This window comes from Lelliottia amnigena (assembly GCF_019047465.1).
In the GTDB taxonomy this organism is placed as follows: domain Bacteria; phylum Pseudomonadota; class Gammaproteobacteria; order Enterobacterales; family Enterobacteriaceae; genus Enterobacter; species Enterobacter amnigenus.
In genome coordinates this window covers 1,719,710-1,736,592 of sequence record NZ_CP077236.1, presented here as the reverse complement: position 1 = coordinate 1,736,592, position 16,883 = coordinate 1,719,710, and the positions used below count along the sequence as shown (strand labels likewise).

Annotated in this window: 11 protein-coding genes; 5 read left to right on the top strand and 6 right to left on the bottom strand. The window is 53.8% G+C overall.

What is annotated here, in order from left to right; all coding sequences use genetic code 11:
- Positions 1 to 75: 75 nt before the first annotated feature.
- The 3 genes from rhaD to rhaB form a co-directional block, all read right to left on the bottom strand.
- Positions 76 to 906, bottom strand: coding sequence for a rhamnulose-1-phosphate aldolase (rhaD, locus tag I6L74_RS08120; RefSeq protein WP_059180575.1), 831 nt, complete (start codon positions 904 to 906; stop codon positions 76 to 78).
- Positions 907 to 1,194: 288 nt separating this feature from the next.
- Entirely contained in the window at positions 1,195 to 2,454 is a 1,260-nt protein-coding gene (locus I6L74_RS08115) for an L-rhamnose isomerase (RefSeq protein WP_059180576.1), read from the bottom strand.
- The gene (gene rhaB, locus I6L74_RS08110) at positions 2,451 to 3,920 is read right to left on the bottom strand and encodes a rhamnulokinase (protein ID WP_059180577.1); all 1,470 of its coding nucleotides are present in this window, start codon (positions 3,918 to 3,920) and stop codon (positions 2,451 to 2,453) included. The genes I6L74_RS08115 and rhaB overlap by 4 nt, the downstream gene beginning before the upstream one ends.
- Before the next feature lie 301 nt (positions 3,921 to 4,221).
- On the opposite strand from rhaB, the gene rhaS reads away from it, so the two are divergent.
- Together rhaS and rhaR are read left to right on the top strand one after the other, a co-directional pair.
- The gene (rhaS, locus tag I6L74_RS08105; protein WP_059180578.1) at positions 4,222 to 5,058 is read left to right on the top strand and encodes an HTH-type transcriptional activator RhaS; all 837 of its coding nucleotides are present in this window, start codon (positions 4,222 to 4,224) and stop codon (positions 5,056 to 5,058) included.
- A 72-nt stretch (positions 5,059 to 5,130) separates the two neighbouring features.
- On the top strand, positions 5,131 to 5,979 hold the full coding sequence (rhaR, locus tag I6L74_RS08100; RefSeq protein WP_059180579.1) for an HTH-type transcriptional activator RhaR: 849 nt from the start codon (positions 5,131 to 5,133) through the stop codon (positions 5,977 to 5,979).
- Here the strand turns inward: rhaR and rhaT are convergent, their stop codons facing one another.
- On the bottom strand, positions 5,980 to 7,014 hold the full coding sequence (rhaT, locus tag I6L74_RS08095) for an L-rhamnose/proton symporter RhaT (protein ID WP_059180580.1): 1,035 nt from the start codon (positions 7,012 to 7,014) through the stop codon (positions 5,980 to 5,982).
- 289 nt (positions 7,015 to 7,303) lie between these two features.
- Here rhaT and sodA point away from each other — a divergent pair, with 289 nt between their 5' ends.
- The 3 genes from sodA to yiiM all read left to right on the top strand — a co-directional run bounded on the left by sodA (position 7,304) and on the right by yiiM (position 14,391).
- Complete coding sequence (gene sodA, locus I6L74_RS08090; protein ID WP_015961022.1) at positions 7,304 to 7,924, top strand: superoxide dismutase [Mn]; 621 nt, start codon at positions 7,304 to 7,306, stop codon at positions 7,922 to 7,924.
- A 267-nt stretch (positions 7,925 to 8,191) separates the two neighbouring features.
- Positions 8,192 to 13,642 (top strand): Ig-like domain-containing protein, encoded by a 5,451-nt coding sequence (locus I6L74_RS08085; RefSeq protein WP_059180581.1) that lies wholly within the window; start codon positions 8,192 to 8,194, stop codon positions 13,640 to 13,642.
- 74 nt (positions 13,643 to 13,716) lie between these two features.
- Positions 13,717 to 14,391, top strand: coding sequence for a 6-hydroxyaminopurine reductase (gene yiiM / locus I6L74_RS08080; RefSeq protein ID WP_059180582.1), 675 nt, complete (start codon positions 13,717 to 13,719; stop codon positions 14,389 to 14,391).
- Between the two features lie 275 nt (positions 14,392 to 14,666).
- Here the strand turns inward: yiiM and cpxA are convergent, their stop codons facing one another.
- The gene (cpxA, locus tag I6L74_RS08075; protein ID WP_059180584.1) at positions 14,667 to 16,040 is read right to left on the bottom strand and encodes an envelope stress sensor histidine kinase CpxA; all 1,374 of its coding nucleotides are present in this window, start codon (positions 16,038 to 16,040) and stop codon (positions 14,667 to 14,669) included.
- A complete protein-coding gene (gene cpxR, locus I6L74_RS08070) occupies positions 16,037 to 16,735 on the bottom strand; it encodes an envelope stress response regulator transcription factor CpxR (protein WP_059180585.1) in 699 nt (232 codons plus the stop codon). The genes cpxA and cpxR overlap by 4 nt, the downstream gene beginning before the upstream one ends.
- Positions 16,736 to 16,883: the final 148 nt, after the last annotated feature.

Sequence of the window (16,883 nt, the reverse complement as noted above, 5' to 3'; positions counted from 1 at the left end):
GCGAAATCCATAGGGAATATGTGTAGGGATTGCAGGTGTTTTTCGCCCCGTCTCAGTGAGCGGGGCGCGATGTTGTTATTTGTATAGCGCTAACGCCGATTTCATCGGGTTCACGTCAAAGCGTTTGCCCAGTGCAATCAGTTCTTCCTGAGTAATGGTCTGTTTCATTCCGCCCATGGAATAGACTTTGACCAACACTTCGGCGGATTTCTCGGCGGTATCGATCAGGCCAAAGGCTTCATCCAGCGTCGGACCGCTGCCGAACACACCGTGGAACGGCCACAGAACCAGAGAATGTTTTTGCATCTCTTGCGCCGTCGCCTGGCCGATCTCGTCGGTACCCGGCACCATCCACGGCAAAATGCCCACGCCGTCCGGGAACACCACCAGACATTCGGTGCTGCCTTCCCACAGTTTGCGGGTGATGAACGCACTGTCGTTTTCCAGCACGTAAGTCAGTGCGATCAGGTTGGTGGCATGACAGTGCATGATCACGCGGTCTTTCCCATCGGTCGCTTTAATACGTTCGCAGTGGGAGAGGAAATGCGCCGGCAGCTCGGACGTCGGTACCGCGTCGTTCGTCAGCCCCCAAAGAATGTGATACCCCGCGCCGTCGCTGTCCACTTTTACCACGCCTAAATTCGCGGTCGGATCGAGCTGCACGTTGCGGAAGAACTTACCGGAGCCCGTGACGATAAACGCCGTATTGGCGAGCAGCGGCATCGGCTGACTCAGCGCGATATAGCGCGGCTTGTGGTGAAAATCCGCCTCGAACGGCGCGATATCTGCATCGTCAAGACGCAGCGTCAGGTTGCCGCCGTTGCGCTCGTCCCAGCCTTTCAGCCAGGCGTCGGTGGTGGCTTTAATCATGCCCTGGACGAACCAGGCGTTGGTGATGGTCTGCATAGTTTCTCTTTCCTTCAACGAGCCGGGTGGCGCTGCGCTTGCCCGGCCTACAAAATCTGGTATTCGGTGAGGCCTGATGCCCTCACCCTAGCCCTCTCCCACAGGGAGAGGGGACTGTTCGGTGCTGTTTCTCCTCTCACACAGGGAGAGGGGACTGTTTTCGGTGCGGTTTTCTCCCTTTCCACACAGGGAGAGGACTGTTTCGGAGCTGTTTCTCCCCTCCCACACAGGGAGAGGACTGTTCTTTTCTCCCTCTCCCTCAGGGAGAGGGCAGGGGTGAGGGTTGTGTTACCCGCGTTGACTCAACACCTCTTTCTCATAGGCCCGCACGTTGTCCAGCCACTGGCTGCCGACGGGCGCGTCGTTGCGCTGGCAGTACATTTCCCAGATGGCCTGCCACGGCAGGGATTTTTGCTCCTCCAGCAGCGCCAGACGCGCGGTGTAGTCGCCGTTTTCTTCCAGCTGTTTCAGCGCAGAGGTTGGCTCCAGCAGCGCGCGCAGCAGGGCTTTTTTCATATTGCGCGTACCAATCACCCATGCGGCGATGCGGTTGATAGAGGCGTCAAAGAAGTCGAGGCCAATGTGCACGCGGTCGAACAGATCGTGGCGGATGATTTCGCTGGCGATGGCCTGGGTTTCGTCATCCAGCAGCACCACGTGGTCGCTGTCCCAACGCACCGGACGGCTGACGTGCAGCAGCAGGCGCGGTACGTACAGCATGGCGGCGGAGATTTTGTCGGAGATCACTTCCGTTGGATGGAAATGGCCAGCATCCAGGCACAGCGCGGTTTGGCGGCTGGTGGCGTAACCCATGTAGAACTCGTTCGAGCCGACGGTGTAGCTTTCCGCGCCGATACCGAACAGCTTGCTTTCCACGGCATCGATGTGATGCGCCGGATTTATCTTTTCGCTGATGATCTCATCGAGCGCCGCCAGCAGGCGCTGGCGTGGGGCCAGGCGGTCGACGGTGATGTCTTTCATGCCGTCCGGGATCCAGATGTTCATCACTGACGGCGTACCAAGCTGTTCGCCAAAATAAGCGGACACGCGGCGGCTGGCCTTCACGTGGTCGATCCAGAACTGGCGAATTTCATCATCTGCGTGAGACAGGGTAAAACCGTCGGCGCTCAGCGGATGTGAGAAGCAGGACGGGTTGAAATCCAGCCCGAGTTTGTTGGCTTTTGCCCACTCAACCCAGTTCTTAAAGTGTTCCGGTTTGATTTCGTTACGCGCGACTGGCTCTGGAGCTTCGTGATAAATCGCATGCAGATTCAGGCGTTTTGGGCCCGGGATTAAGCTCAACGCCAGCTCCAGATCGGCGCGCAGCTCGGTCGCGTTACGCGCTTTGCCTGGATAATTACCGGTGGCCTGAATACCGCCCGTCAGCGCGGCGCCGGTATTTTCAAAGCCTGCGACGTCATCGCCTTGCCAGCAGTGCATGGAAACCGGCAGACGATCGAGCTGGCGCAGCGCCTCGTCGACATTCACGCCGACGTCGGCGAAACGCTGTTTAGCCAGTTCCCAGGCTTGTTCAAGTTGAGTGGTCATGCGCAAAGCTCCTTAGTCAGTCGTTTTTGCTGAAACTGCGCTCGGTAGCGGGCAATTTCATGGCAGGAATTAGGGGTAAACGTGGTGAGGGCATAGTTGCCCGTGACCACGGTGCGGAAATCGTCCACGTTGGTGAGTTCGTCCAGCGTCATCAACTGGATGCCGATATTGCCGAGCGTGGAGGCCTCTACAGGACCCGCCACGACGGAGATCCCGCAGGCGTCGGCACACAGCTGATTCAGCAGATTGTTCTGGCAGCCGCCGCCCACGATATGCAGCTGGCTGAAGGGTTTGCCGCGCAGTGCTGCCAGCTCTTGCAGCACGTCGGCGTACAGCAGCGCGAGGCTGTCGAAAATACAGCGCGCCAGCTCGGCTGGGGTGTCAGGAACAGGCTGGTGTGTTTCGCGACAGGCGGCCTGAATCTCGGCGCTCATATTGGCCGGATTGATAAAGCGATCGTCGTTCGGGTTGATCACGAAACGGCACGCTGTCAACGCTTCGGTATCGGCAATCAGCGCCGACAGGTCGGAGACGTTTTGCTCTTTCAGCACGCGCTGGAGTAGCCACAGCCCCATGATATTTTTCAGCACCCGATAGCGGCCTTCCGCGCCGCCTTCGTTGGTGATATTGGCTGCCAGCGCCGCATCGCTGGTGTACGGCGTTTTGCTCTCAAAACCCATCAGCGACCAGGTGCCGGACGAGAGATACGCCGCGTCTTTGCTGGCGAGCGGAGAGGCGATTACAGCGCTGGCGGTGTCGTGGCTTGCCACCGCGACGACGGGAATTTGATTGCCCAGCGGGCAAATCCAGTGACCGATCACATTGCCGGGATGCGTCGGCGTACCAAACCAGGCGGCGGAGACGCCGGTCCAGTTGAGCAGGCGTTCATCCCAGTTATCGGAGTTTATGTTGACCAACTGCGTGGTGGTGGCGTTGGTATATTCCCAGTTCAGATTGCCGGTGAGGCGATAGCTAAAATAGTCGGGGATCAGCAGCGCGTGGGCGACGTTTTTAATCAGCGCCGGCTGCTGTTCCGCCAGCGCACGCAGCTGATATAGCGTATTGAACGGTAAAAACTGAATGCCGCTGCGCCCGTAGATGTCCGCTTTGCCAAGCTGTTCAATGGCGCGGGCCATCACGCCGTCGGTACGGCTGTCGCGATACGACACCGGCAAACCGATGCGCGCGCCGTCGCGGTCGAGCAGGACATAATCCACGCCCCAGGTATCAATCCCAATACTGTCAATCAGAATGCCTTCTTCGCAGACCTTGTTCAGGCCAGTGCGGATTTCAGCTTCCAGGCTGTCAATATCCCAGGTGTCCACGCCGTCCTGCTTTTGCAGGCAGTTAACAAAACGGTGGATCTCGCGAAGAGTCAGCGTGCGCTGTTCAGGGGCGTAGCAGGCCAGCATTACGCGGCCGCTGGAGGCGCCTAAATCGACAGCGACACAATGGCGAAGAGTCATGTTCCGGTCCTTCTTTAAGTCATTACCGGAGAGTGTAAGAAAGGAAGGAAAAACAGACCTTCTCGCCACTGACAGGCAAAATCCGCGGCTGGCAAGAAATCAAAGATGAACGTGAGGGAGTTCACAGTTTCCAGTTATGGCGCGGATGTCAGGCCATGTGACGGTTGCCGCATTTCCCGATCTTTCCCGCTGTTTCTTAAAAATCCGACAGGCTTTGCGTGCTTTGCTGTCGAAAATTGAAGGTGAGAATCGCGCCCCTTAATTACTATTTTGAGAACATTTCTCATTGGTGGTGGCCGTTATGACCGTACTGCACAGCGTGGATTTTTTCCCTTCCGGACATTCGCCCGTTGCGATTGAGCCGCGCCTGCCGCAGGCGGCCTTTCCGGAGCATCACCATGATTTTCATGAAATTGTGATTGTTGAGCATGGAACGGGCATTCACGTTTTTAACGGCCAGCCGTACACCATCAGCGGGGGTACGGTCTGCTTTGTACGCGATCACGACCGCCACATGTATGAACATACCGACAACCTGTGCCTGACGAATGTGCTCTATCGTTCCCCGGACGCGTTCCAGTTTTTATCGGGGCTAAACCAGCTGTTGCCGCAGGAAAAAGACGGGCACTATCCGTCGCACTGGCGAGTGAATCAGTCCACGCTGCAGCAGGTGCGCCAGTTGGTCACCCAGATGGAGCAGACCGAGGAAAATACGGAATCACATGCGCTCGCCAGCCGTGAGCTGTTGTTCATGCAACTGCTGGTGCTTCTGCGTCGGAGCAGTCTGGTGGAAGGGCTGGAGAATAACGACGCGCGGCTCAATCAACTGATGGCCTGGCTGGAAGATCACTTTGCCGAAGAGGTGAGTTGGGAGACGGTGGCGGATGTATTTTCGCTTTCTCTGCGCACTTTGCATCGCCAGCTCAAACAGCACACCGGTTTGACGCCGCAGCGCTATTTGAATCGCCTGCGATTGATTAAAGCCCGCCATCTTTTGCGTCATACGGACGAGAGCGTGACGGATATCGCTTATCGCTGCGGCTTTGGCGACAGTAACCACTTTTCGACGCTTTTTCGCCGGGAGTTTAGCTGGTCACCGCGCGAAATCCGTCAGGGACGGGATGCGTCACTTCAGTAACGCGAGGGCAATCACCGTTTTTTTCTCGCGAAACGGCTAATAATGTTCGGTTATTAGCCGCTGGGGTGTGTTGTGGGCGTTCCGTTAATCCTTCGCAAATCTGATTTTTTTGCCAACACCGGACAGGCCGTCGCGGTGGCTGACCGCTATCCGCAAAATGTCTTTGCTGAGCACACGCACGAGTTTTGCGAGTTAGTGCTGGTGTGGCGCGGCAACGGCCTTCACGTCCTCAACGATCGTCCCTATCGTATTACGCGCGGTGACCTGTTTTATATCCGCGCGGAAGACAAACACTCCTACGCCTCGGTTAACGATCTGGTTTTGCAAAACGTCATTTATTGCCCGGACAGGCTCAAGCTGAACGTTGACTGGGCCAGCAATATTCCTGGCTTTAACGATACACCAGGCGCGCCGCACTGGCGTTTGAGCAGCAACGGTATGGCGCAGGTCAGGCCCGTTATCGCGCAGCTTGAACAGGAGAGTTTGAAGGCTGACCCGAGTGCGAACGAAATGGCTGAACTGCTGTTTGCCCAACTGGTGATGACGCTCAAACGCTTTCGTTATGCGATCGATAACCCTTCGGCGAACGAGCAAGAGGCGCTGCTGGATAAGTTGATTACTGCGCTGGCTGGCAGCCTGAATCGCAGCTTTGTGCTGGAGACGTTTTGCGAACAGGAACAGTGCAGTGAACGCGCCTTGCGTCAGCAGTTTCGCACCCAGACGGGCATGACCGTGAATCACTATTTGCGCCAGCTACGCATTTGCCACGCGCAATATCTGCTGCAACACACGGAGCTGATGGTGAGTGAGGTGGCGATGCGCTGCGGCTTTGAGGACAGTAACTATTTTTCGGTGGTGTTTAACCGCGAAGTAGGGATGACGCCGGTTCAGTGGCGTCATCGCAGTCGAAAAGCGGCGTAATTAACTCGCCATGCCCAGGCCGACAATGTTGGCGGCAATAATGATCACCACACAACCCAGACTCAGCACGCCCACCGGACGACGCCCGGCGTTGTTCCACTCTTTCAGCACCAGACCTACCAACCCGCCGCACAGCACGTAGAAGCTCATGTGCAGCATCCAGCTCATATAGTCATACTGCGCCGGAATGCTGGCGTGTCCCCAGGCGTAGAAGAAGAACTGCAGATACCACATCAGGCCGCCAAGCGCGGAGAGCAGCACGTTGGTGATGATTAACGATTTTGCCCGCGAGAAGTCGGCTTTTACCGACAGATTCTTCACTTTTGCCAGACGAACAAAACAGAAGCCCAGGTTGACCAGCGCCCCGCCGCCCATAATCACCACATAGCTTGGCAGTGCGACGTACAGCGGATCGACGCCGAGCGCGGCAGCGGCTTCGTGCATCGGTTTTGCCGCGTTCATCGCAAAGGACATGCCCGCCGAGAAAATGCCGCACATCACCGCCAGCACCAGCCCTTTCTTCAGATTGAAATCCTCGGCGGTGATGCCCATTTTGCGCTCTTTCAACTGGCCCGCGCGGGTGACAATCCCCACGCCAATCACCGCCACCAGCACGCCGAGCAGCGTCATTCGTCCGCCACGGGTGTTGATCAGCACGTCAAAATTACCGTTCAGAATCGGCGTCATCAGAGTGCCGACAATCAGGGTGATCCCGATGGCAATCCCAATCCCCATCGACATGCCCAGATAGCGCATCGTCAGGCCGTAGTTGATATTACCGATGCCCCACATCGCGCCAAACAGAAAAACGGGCAGCAGCGTGGAGGCGCTAAAGGAAGAGAAATATCCCCAGAAATCAGGGAGGAGCAGAGCGCTGACCGTCCAGGGCAAGATAAGCCACGAGACAGTACCGCCAACAGACCACATGGTTTCCCATGACCAATGTTTGACCTTTTTAAACGGGGCATAGAAACAGGCTGCACTGGCTGCGCCTATCAAATGCCAGAAAATACCCATCGTAATCGCATGATTCATTTTTACATCCTCATCGTTTTTATATGTCGTTGGCTTCCCTCCGACCCGATGAGTGTAAAAATTACGCGGTGAGCGAACCTTCAGAAGGTTGCCGCACTTTTCTTCCAAATGGCAATCAACGCGTTAACCGCGTGAGCAGACTCACAATTTCACGATTGACACAAAAATGAATAACCTTATAAAAAGTACGGCATTGATAATCATTTTCAATATCATTTAATTAACTATAATGAACCAACTGCTTACGCGGCATTAACAGCTGTGCCGCCCGACAATAATGGAGAGGATTATGAGTTATACACTGCCATCCCTGCCGTATGCCTATGACGCACTGGAACCGCATTTCGACAAGCAGACGATGGAAATCCATCACACTAAACACCACCAGGCTTATGTAAACAACGCGAACGCTGCGCTGGAAAGCCTGCCAGAATTCGCTGAATTGTCTGTTGAAGAGCTGATCACCAAACTGGATCAACTGCCAGCAGACAAGAAAACCGTTCTGCGTAACAACGCGGGCGGCCACGCTAACCACAGCCTGTTCTGGAAAGGCCTGAAAACCGGCACCACCCTGCAGGGCGACCTGAAAGCGGCTATCGAGCGCGATTTCGGTTCTGTGGATGCTTTCAAAGCGGAATTCGAAAAAGCCGCTGCAACCCGTTTCGGTTCTGGCTGGGCGTGGCTGGTGCTGAAAGGCGACAAACTGGCTGTGGTTTCTACCGCTAACCAGGATTCCCCGCTGATGGGTGAAGCAGTTTCTGGCGTGTCTGGTTTCCCAATTGTGGGCCTGGACGTGTGGGAACACGCGTACTACCTGAAATTCCAGAACCGTCGTCCAGACTACATCAAAGCATTCTGGGACGTGGTGAACTGGGACGAAGCAGCAGCGCGTTTCGCCGCTAAAAAATAATATTTTCGCTTGAGCAACCATTGCTCTCAGAAATATAAGCCTGACTATGTGTCAGGCTTTTTTATATATTGCACATTATCTGCGCTAATATTTCTCCGAAACTTCTCACTCTGACGCTCAAGTTTTTCATCATGCTTATTTTAAATTTTTTCTATGAAAAGAGGTAATTAATATTCTGTGAGTAAACGCACCTCCTTGAAATGGAAATGAATAATAATTTGATCCACTATCGCCATTAATTTACTTAAAAATATTTCAGGTGAAATTATGCGCGATAATAGAAGAGCAGCGGCATGCTTGCAGATACTCCTTTATCTCCATTTGATTTTTTTTCATACATTTCTCTTTTCGTTCTCCGCCTCTGCCGAAGAAACGCCTGCCGTCATTACGGTAAATAAAGAAGCGAAAAAAACGATAAATACAGATCAGCAATCCGGAGATGAACAGGAAAAAGAGATCGCTGCTGGCATCTCTTCTGCGGGTGCAATGTTAAGTCAGGATGATCGTATGGATGCGGTTATTAACGGTATGGTCAACCAAAGTACCGGGAAAGTGACGGAAGAACTCCAGCAGTGGCTTCAGCAATTTGGTACGGCACGGATTAATATCGGCGTCGACCGACAGCTTGATCTCTCCAGCGGCGACTTGGATTTTTTACTTCCTGTCTATAACCAGGACCAGCACCTCTTCTTTACGCAAACAGGCGTTCGACGTAATGACGATCGTAATATCATGAATCTTGGCGTCGGTTATCGTTATTTTGCTAAAAACTGGATGTGGGGGGTGAATACCTTTTACGATCAGCAGCTCTCGCAGAATACCCATCAGCGCGTTGGCATAGGTGGTGAACTTGGCTGGGACTACGTAAAACTGAGCGCAAATAGTTATCTGCGGATCTCCGACTGGAAAAATTCTGCCGCCTACATGGATGAAGAAGAACGCGTGGCAAATGGTTACGACGCGCGCGTTGAGGGCTATTTACCCGCCTGGCCGCAGTTGGGTATGCAGCTTATTTGGGAACAGTATTATGGTAAACATGTGGGTTTATTTGGCAATGATAAAGATCAGCGACAACACAACCCTTACGCCGTTACGGCGGGCCTGAATTATACCCCATTCCCGTTGATTTCATTTGGTGTCAATCAGAAAGCAGGCAAAGGGGACAAGCATGATACTCGCGCCGACCTTAATGTAAATTGGGTGATGGGAATGCCGTTTGTCGATCAAATTGATATGGATAGCGTTAAGGAACACCGTACTCTACGCGGAGGGCGCCTGGATCTTGTTAATCGCAATAATAATATTGTTTTGGAATACCGTAAAAAAGAGACCATTTCCCTCTCACTACCAAATAATATTGAAGGTGAAGAGTCAGAGACGCTACCGATAGCGGTGAAAGTATCGACTAAACACCCCTTAAGCCAAATTATTTGGCACGATGCGGGTCTTATCAGCCATGGCGGTAAAATTATTAATACGGATGGTGCCTGGTCAATAGTACTTCCTTATTATGAGCAAGATGGAGCGGAAAATAATATTTATGTTATCTCGGCTACGGCTTATGACGTAAAAGGAAATCAGTCAGACACTGCTTATATCTCGGTAGCGGTTAAAGGTTATAATATACTGACCGCAACGACACTTACCACCACAACCAGTTCCAGTTTATTGGCTGACGGCGTGAGTTCTACTCCGGTCACGCTGACGATAATGTCCGGTTCCGGCAAGCCGATTAGTGGCGTGGAAAGTCAATTGAGCACGCAATTGATCCATCCAGTGAATGCAAAAATAACGACGCTTAAACGTGCCGTTTCTGCCTCAGCCGACGGCGAAAATATCACCCCCTTCAAAGAACAAAGCCCGGGCATTTATACCTGCGCATACACGAGCGGTAAAACGGCTGGCACGGTCATTATCCAGCCGAAATACAACAATACTCTGCTCAGCAAAGCGACGGTTAAGCTTGTGGCGGTGAATTCACTCGCTAAATTTACGCAACTGGACGCAGTAAAAACCACCGCGCTGGCAAACGGGCAGGACGTGATTACTCTGCAAGCCCATATCGTGAATGCCCAAAATGAACCCGCTGAGGGAGTCGCTATTCAATGGCAGTCCAGTAACGCCAACGCGCTGTTATCGGCAACACACAACGTCAGCGATGCGCAGGGAAATGCCAGCGTTTCACTGACCAGCGATCAGGTGCTGAATACTCTCGTGAGCGCAGAGCTTGAAAACGGTGAGAGTGTGAAAAGCCCTGACCTGCAATTTACGGCCGACGCCCAGACGGCAAAGGTGGTCCAGCTGACTGCAGAGAAAAAGATCGCCAAAGCAAACGGCCATGATGTGATTACGCTTAGCGCTGTGGTGAAAGATGCGAGCAATCATCCACTCGCAGGGCAGTCTGTTAAGTGGGAAGTCTCCTCATCCAGTATCACTGCGCAACTATCTCAGAGCCAAACCACGACGGATGATAAGGGTGTGGCAACCGTAGCGTTAACCTCCACTCAGGCCGGCGATGTCGCTATTTCTGCCTCTACAGGAACCAGTGCAGCAATAGATTCCGGGACGCTCAGCTTTGTTGCGGATAGTGATAGTGCGGTTCTGGGTGCCGTCACGGCGGATAAATTATCCGGGCTGGCGGATGGCGCTGATGTTATTACGTTGAAGGTTAAAGTCGAAGACGCAGAAAAAAATCCGGTTCCGGGGGCGAAAATAAATTGGGCGACGGCCAGCACAACGGCGCAGTTGTCCGCTGATTTTTCACTATCCGGCAATGATGGCGTGGCGATGATTGACGTCACTTCTACTACCGTGGAAGCACTTCAGATCTCCGCTAAGATGGCGCAGCAGACGCAGACTTCAGCGCAATTGAGTTTTACTGCTGACAGCACTACGGCAAAGGTGAAATTGCTGCAAGCAGATAGCCTGCATGCCACCGCGAACGATGACGATGCCATAACGCTTACCGCCAGCGTCGTCGATGCTAGCGATCACCCGGTGGCGGCAGCACCGTTGCATTGGACGATTGTAGAAGGGCAAGGCGTATTGAGTCAGTCGCAAACCACGACGGATGCGCAGGGAGAAAGCGCCATCACGCTGTCGTCGGCAGATGTCGGGAAAATTGTCGTTTCAGCCGCTTCAACGGCAGGTGCAGCAGTGAATTCCCCGGAGTTGACGTTTATCGCGGATACCTCGACGGCAAAAGTTTCCGCCGTAACGGTGGATAAAACGCAGGCGCTAGCCAATGGCAAAGATTCTGTCACCTATCAGGCGACGGTAGTAGACGACGAAGGAAATCCTGTCAGAGCCCAAAAAGTGAAATGGACTGCAACGCCAACGACGGCAAAATTGGCTTCTCTCAACACGCTAACTGATACCAACGGCGTAGCGACGGTCACGCTTGTCACGAGCGCTGCCGGAGAAGTGAACGTGACGGCCAAGGCAGGAACGGGCGTGGCCGGTAACGCGCCTTCGGTGATGTTTACCGCTGACAGTGCTACAGCGCAGGTCAGCGGCCTGAGCGTGAGCCAACAAACCGCGCTGGCAAATGGCCTTGATAGCGTCACGATTTCGGGTCTGATTGCGGATACGAAGGGTAATGTGGTGAAAGACGTTAATGTGGCGTGGTCCGTTTCTCCTGTCTCAGGGCTGCTTTCAACCGTATCCGGCAAAAGCGATGCGCAGGGGCGCATTGCGGTGACGCTAACATCGACACATATCGCGAACTATCGCGTGACGGCCACAGTGAATGGTACTCAGGAAACGTCAGGTGCAATTTCATTCACTGCGGATGCCGCGACGGCTGCGATAAGCAGCCTGAGCGCAGATAAAACAGTGGATATCATTGCGGGCACGGACTCTGTGACGCTATCTGCTATTGTTCAGGACGCTAACGGCCTGCCGGTTTCAGGCGCAGTTGTATCGTGGGCAGGTGATAATGCGAAGGGCGTATTTAGCGAGACACGTTCGTCTACGGACAGTAATGGCTCTGCGTCTGTCACCTATAGCAGCACCCTGGCGATACCAACGGTTATCACGGTGAAAACGGGCGCTGTCAGCCAGAAAACGGTAAATCTCACATTCATTCCCGATCTGCAAACTGCGGCAATATCAACAGTGACAAACGATAAAAGGAGCGCGGTGGCTAGTGGAACCGATCTCATTTCAATGCTTGCCACGGTAAAAGATCGGTACGGTAATCCGGTGAGTCAGGCAAATGTCAGCTGGCAGGTTATTCCCACAGGCAATACGCAGCTTTCTGCGGTTTCGCAACTTACCGATGCCAACGGCCAGACTGGCGTCACACTCGGTTCAACCGACCGGGGTGCCTTTAAAGCGGTAGCGACCTATAACAGCGTGAGTAAATCATCGCTCGCGGTGCTTTACGTCTCTGATCTCGCAACGAAAGCGGTGACGGATATCACTGCCGATAAGACCACGGGAGTGATTGCTGGAAAAGATGTCATCACCCTAAAGGCGACGGTCAAAGATGAAAACGATAACCCTGTGAGTAACGCGGAGGTGTATTGGGGATCCGACAACGATAGCGGAACATTCGCGCCGGACGATACCAGCGTCACCAATGCGCTTGGTGTGGCGGAGATTACCTATTCGGCGACGTCAGCGGTACCGACCGTTATTGGCGCGGGCGTGAACAGTGAGTATAAAACGCTGGGCGTTGATTTCACGGGCGATGCGAGTACGTCTCTGATTGCGGCAGTACAAGCGGATAAAACCAAAGCCGTTGCGGATAATGCCGAGCAGGTGACGTGGCATGCGGTTGCTAAGGATGCCAACGGCAACGCTTTGCCTGGTGTTACGGTGAACTGGAGCAGCGCTAATGCCGATCTGAAACTGAGCGGTGTAAGCAGTGTGACCGACGCAACGGGAACCGCGAGCATCAGCGGTTATACCGCTAAAGCGGGTGATTTCCTCGTGACGGCAACGATTGTCGCGACCGGGAAATCATTGACTGCCGCAAAAGTGAGCTTTGTGGGGGATGTCAAAACGGCGGGCGTAAGTGCCTTAATATCGGATAAAAAGACAGTCGCTGCCAACAACTCTGATTCAGCGAAATACAGCGTAACGGTTAAGGATGTTAATGGGAACCTGGTTCCGGATGCGACAGTGGTCTGGACGACATCCATGAATACGTTGTCTGCGAGCAGCAGCCAAACGGATGCAAACGGCAGCGCGTTGGTGAATCTTACCGGAGCGACGATCGGGCAGGTGACGGTCACCGCAACGATTGGCAGCTCAACGCGCAAGGTTGATGACGTGGTTTTCGTGAATAATCTGGAGGATTTGTGGGTAGTGAATTCGGCCAATTCCGAATATGATTCTCCGGAGATTAAGGGGTTCCGGAGTCTGGGATTTGTGACAGACTTACCCACAACGGGTCCAACCACGCTTGACTGGCAGACGAATGGATATTCTGATGTCACTACGCCAATCACCCTGATAAGCGAAAGCGGTAAACAGTACATTGTGAACCTGAAAGGTTATCGCGAATCTGCCTGCACAAGGCGCCCTCTTAATGCAGCCGCAAGCTGCGAGGATGTTGAGGCAGGAATGAAGGCCATCTTTACGTATGCACAAACGGACAATCCGGGTTTACCTGCTGGGCACTATATGGGCGTCATTCATTTCTCAGCTAAAGACTGGAATAGTAGTTATACATTTGCCTACACATTGACGATGGATCTGACCGTCAACTAATCAAAAATACTTGCACGCTGATAAGGGAAAGGCGAGTCTGATGGCTCGCCTTTTTTGTATCCTAAGGAGCAGCGATGCACTATCCGGTAAATGTGTTTACAGGCAAGGTCAGGGACTACGATGGTAGCCGTCCGAGCGCGATTGCTAAAGTGCAGGTTGATGGTGAGCTCACGTTGACCGAACTGGGGCTGGCGGGTGACGAGCAGGCCGAGAAAAAAATCCACGGCGGGCCTGAGCGCGCGCTGTGTCATTATCCCCGCGAACATTATCTCCATTGGGCGCGTGAACTCCCCGAGCAGGCGGATCTCTTTGTCGCTCCCGCGTTTGGTGAAAACCTGTCGACCGACGGCATGACCGAAAAAGACGTCTTTATCGGCGACATTTATCGCTGGGGTGATGCGCTGATTCAGGTCACGCAGCCGCGCTCCCCGTGCTTCAAACTCAACTTCCATTTCGGTATCAGCGATATGTCTTCGCTGATGCAAAGCGCGGGTAAAACCGGCTGGTTGTATCGCGTGGTGCTGGCGGGGCAGGTTTTTGCCGATGCACCGCTCGAGCTGGCGTCGCGCCTGAGTGATGTGTCGGTTTATGATGCTTGCGCCATCGCCTGGCATATGCCGTTTGATGATGAACAATATCATCGGCTATTGTCCGCGGCGGGTCTGTCGACAAGCTGGACCAGAACCATGCAGAAGCGACGAATTGCTCGCAAGATCGAGGATAATTCCCGGAGGTTGTGGGGCAAATAGCGTGCTGTTATCCCCTCACCCCGGCCCTCTCCCAAGGGGAGAGGGAGAAAGACAGTAGGGAGCTCTTTTCTTTCCCAAGGGAAGCGGGAAAAAACTGCACGGAGCCGTTCCTTCTCCTGTCGGAGAGGGGGAAAAACTGCACGGAGCCATTCCTTCTCCTGTCGGAGAGGGGAAAAAACTGCACGGAGCCGTTCCTTCTCTTGTCGGTGAGGGGAAAAAACTGCACGGAGCCATTCCCTCTCCCTGTGGGAGAGGGGTAGGGTGAGGGCAAAAAGTTACGAACGCTTATACAGCGGCAACCACATGGTTAACCGTAATCCCCCCAGCGGACTGTCGTCGGCTTTAACCCAGCCACGGTGCTGCTGAATGGCGGTTTCGACAATCGCCAGCCCAAGCCCCGTCCCGCCTGACTCGCGATCGCGCGCTTCGTCGGTACGGTAGAATGGACGGAAAATTTGTTCGCGATCTTCCGCGCTCACGCCAGGACCGTCATCATCCACGTTGATGGTGACCCCATCTTTATCGACCGAGAACGCCACCTCAATCTTCGTGTGCGAGTAGCGCAGCGCGTTACGCACGATATTTTCCAGCGCGCTTTCCAGCGTGTTGGGGTTACCGTACAGCGGCCACGGCCCCGGCGGGAAGTTGACGGTAAACGACTTGCCCATCTGTTCGGCTTCGAACGCGGCATTATCCAGCACCTCATGCCACAGGTGATTGGCTTTCACCGTTTCGCTCACCAGCGCATTTTTTTGCTGATTGCGCGACATCACCAGCAGATCGTTGATCATGCTGTCCAGACGATGCGCTTCCATCTCGATACGCTCCAGCTCTTTACTCTCGCCGCTACGACGACGCAGCAGCGCGGTGCCGAGTTGCAGACGCGTGAGCGGGGTGCGCAGCTCGTGAGAGATGTCAGATAACAGGCGTTGCTGTGACGTCATCATCCTTTCGAGTGCGGTGACCATCTGGTTAAAACTGGCGCCAGCGGCAAGGAATTCTTGCGGTCCGGCTTCCAGTTCCGGATGCTGTCGCAGGTTGCCCTGAGCCACTTCGTCCGCCGCGTTTTTCAGCTTACGCGCCGGTTTTGCCAGGCTCCACGCCAGCCATAACAGCAGCGGAGAACTCAACAGCATGGTGACAATCAGCAGCAGTAGCGGACGGTCAAACAGCAGGTTGATGAAATCAGTTTGCGAACTGCTAGCCGGTCGAATCAGATAGAGCTGGTAATTATCTTCCCCATCCCTGATGGAAAATGGCCCCACCATTTCTACCCGACCGTACTTTTTCTTTTGCGGATGATCGGCGTTATCCGCCTGGCCAATGAAGTTACGGATAATCTGCATTTCATTGCGTTCCGCACCGATCACGCGGCCTTCGCTGGTAACCAGCAGCAGCCGTTGTCCGGGCGGCGCCCATTTGTCGATAGCGCGAAACAGCCTGCGCCACCACATCAAATCATTGGGCGGATCGTTTGCCAGTTCAGCTTCCACGTGTTGTTCGATCATCACGCCCTGACGTTGCTCGCTGTCGAGAAGCTCCGTCATCTGGCGTGAGTCGAGTTTTGGCAACATCAAAACCAGCATCAAAACCAGTGCCAGCGTCAGCCAAAAAATGGCGAAAATGCGGGCGGTTAAGCTGCCAATCATGAAGCGGAAACCATCAGGTAGCCGCGGCCACGTAAGGTTTTAAACCATGGGTGACCATCTTTGCGCTCCGGCAGCTTCCGGCGCAGGTTAGAGATGTGCATGTCGATGGCGCGGTCAAACGGTGTAAGACGCTTGCCCAGCACTTCCTGACTCAAATGTTCACGCGATACCACCTGGCCGAGATGCTGCGCCAGCAGATAAAGCAGGGTGAACTCGGTGCCGGTTAATTCCAGCGCGACCCCATCAAAGCTCGCTTCCTGACGTCCTGGGTTCAGGCTAAGGGAATCCACTTCGAGCGTCGGTGAACTGTTATCGCTATTCTGCTGCTGTTCGCTCCAGTGGGAACGACGCAGAATCGCGCGGATACGCGCTACCAGCTCGCGATCGTTAAACGGTTTAGGTAAATAGTCATCGGCACCCAGCTCAAGGCCGAGAACGCGATCCAGTTCGCTGCCGCGAGCGGTCAGCATGATTACAGGTGTCTGATAGGTCTGGCGTAGTTCTTTAAGCGTATCAATACCGTTTTTCTTCGGCATCATCACGTCAAGCAAAAGCAAGTCAATGCTGTCGTCCAGAAGACTCAGCGCCTGTTCCCCATCATGGGCAACAATCACGTTGAAACCTTCCATGTCCAGCAGCTCTTTTAGAAGAGATGTAAGCTCTCGGTCATCATCGACTAACAGGATTTTATTCATTGTTTAAATACCTCCGAGGCAGAAATTACGTCATCAAGGCTATCTAATCCATGACTTTACGTTGTTTTACACCCCCTGACGCATGTTTGCAGCACGTATCGTAATCTGTCTTCGTTGAATCGCGACACGAAAGATTTTTGGGAGCAAG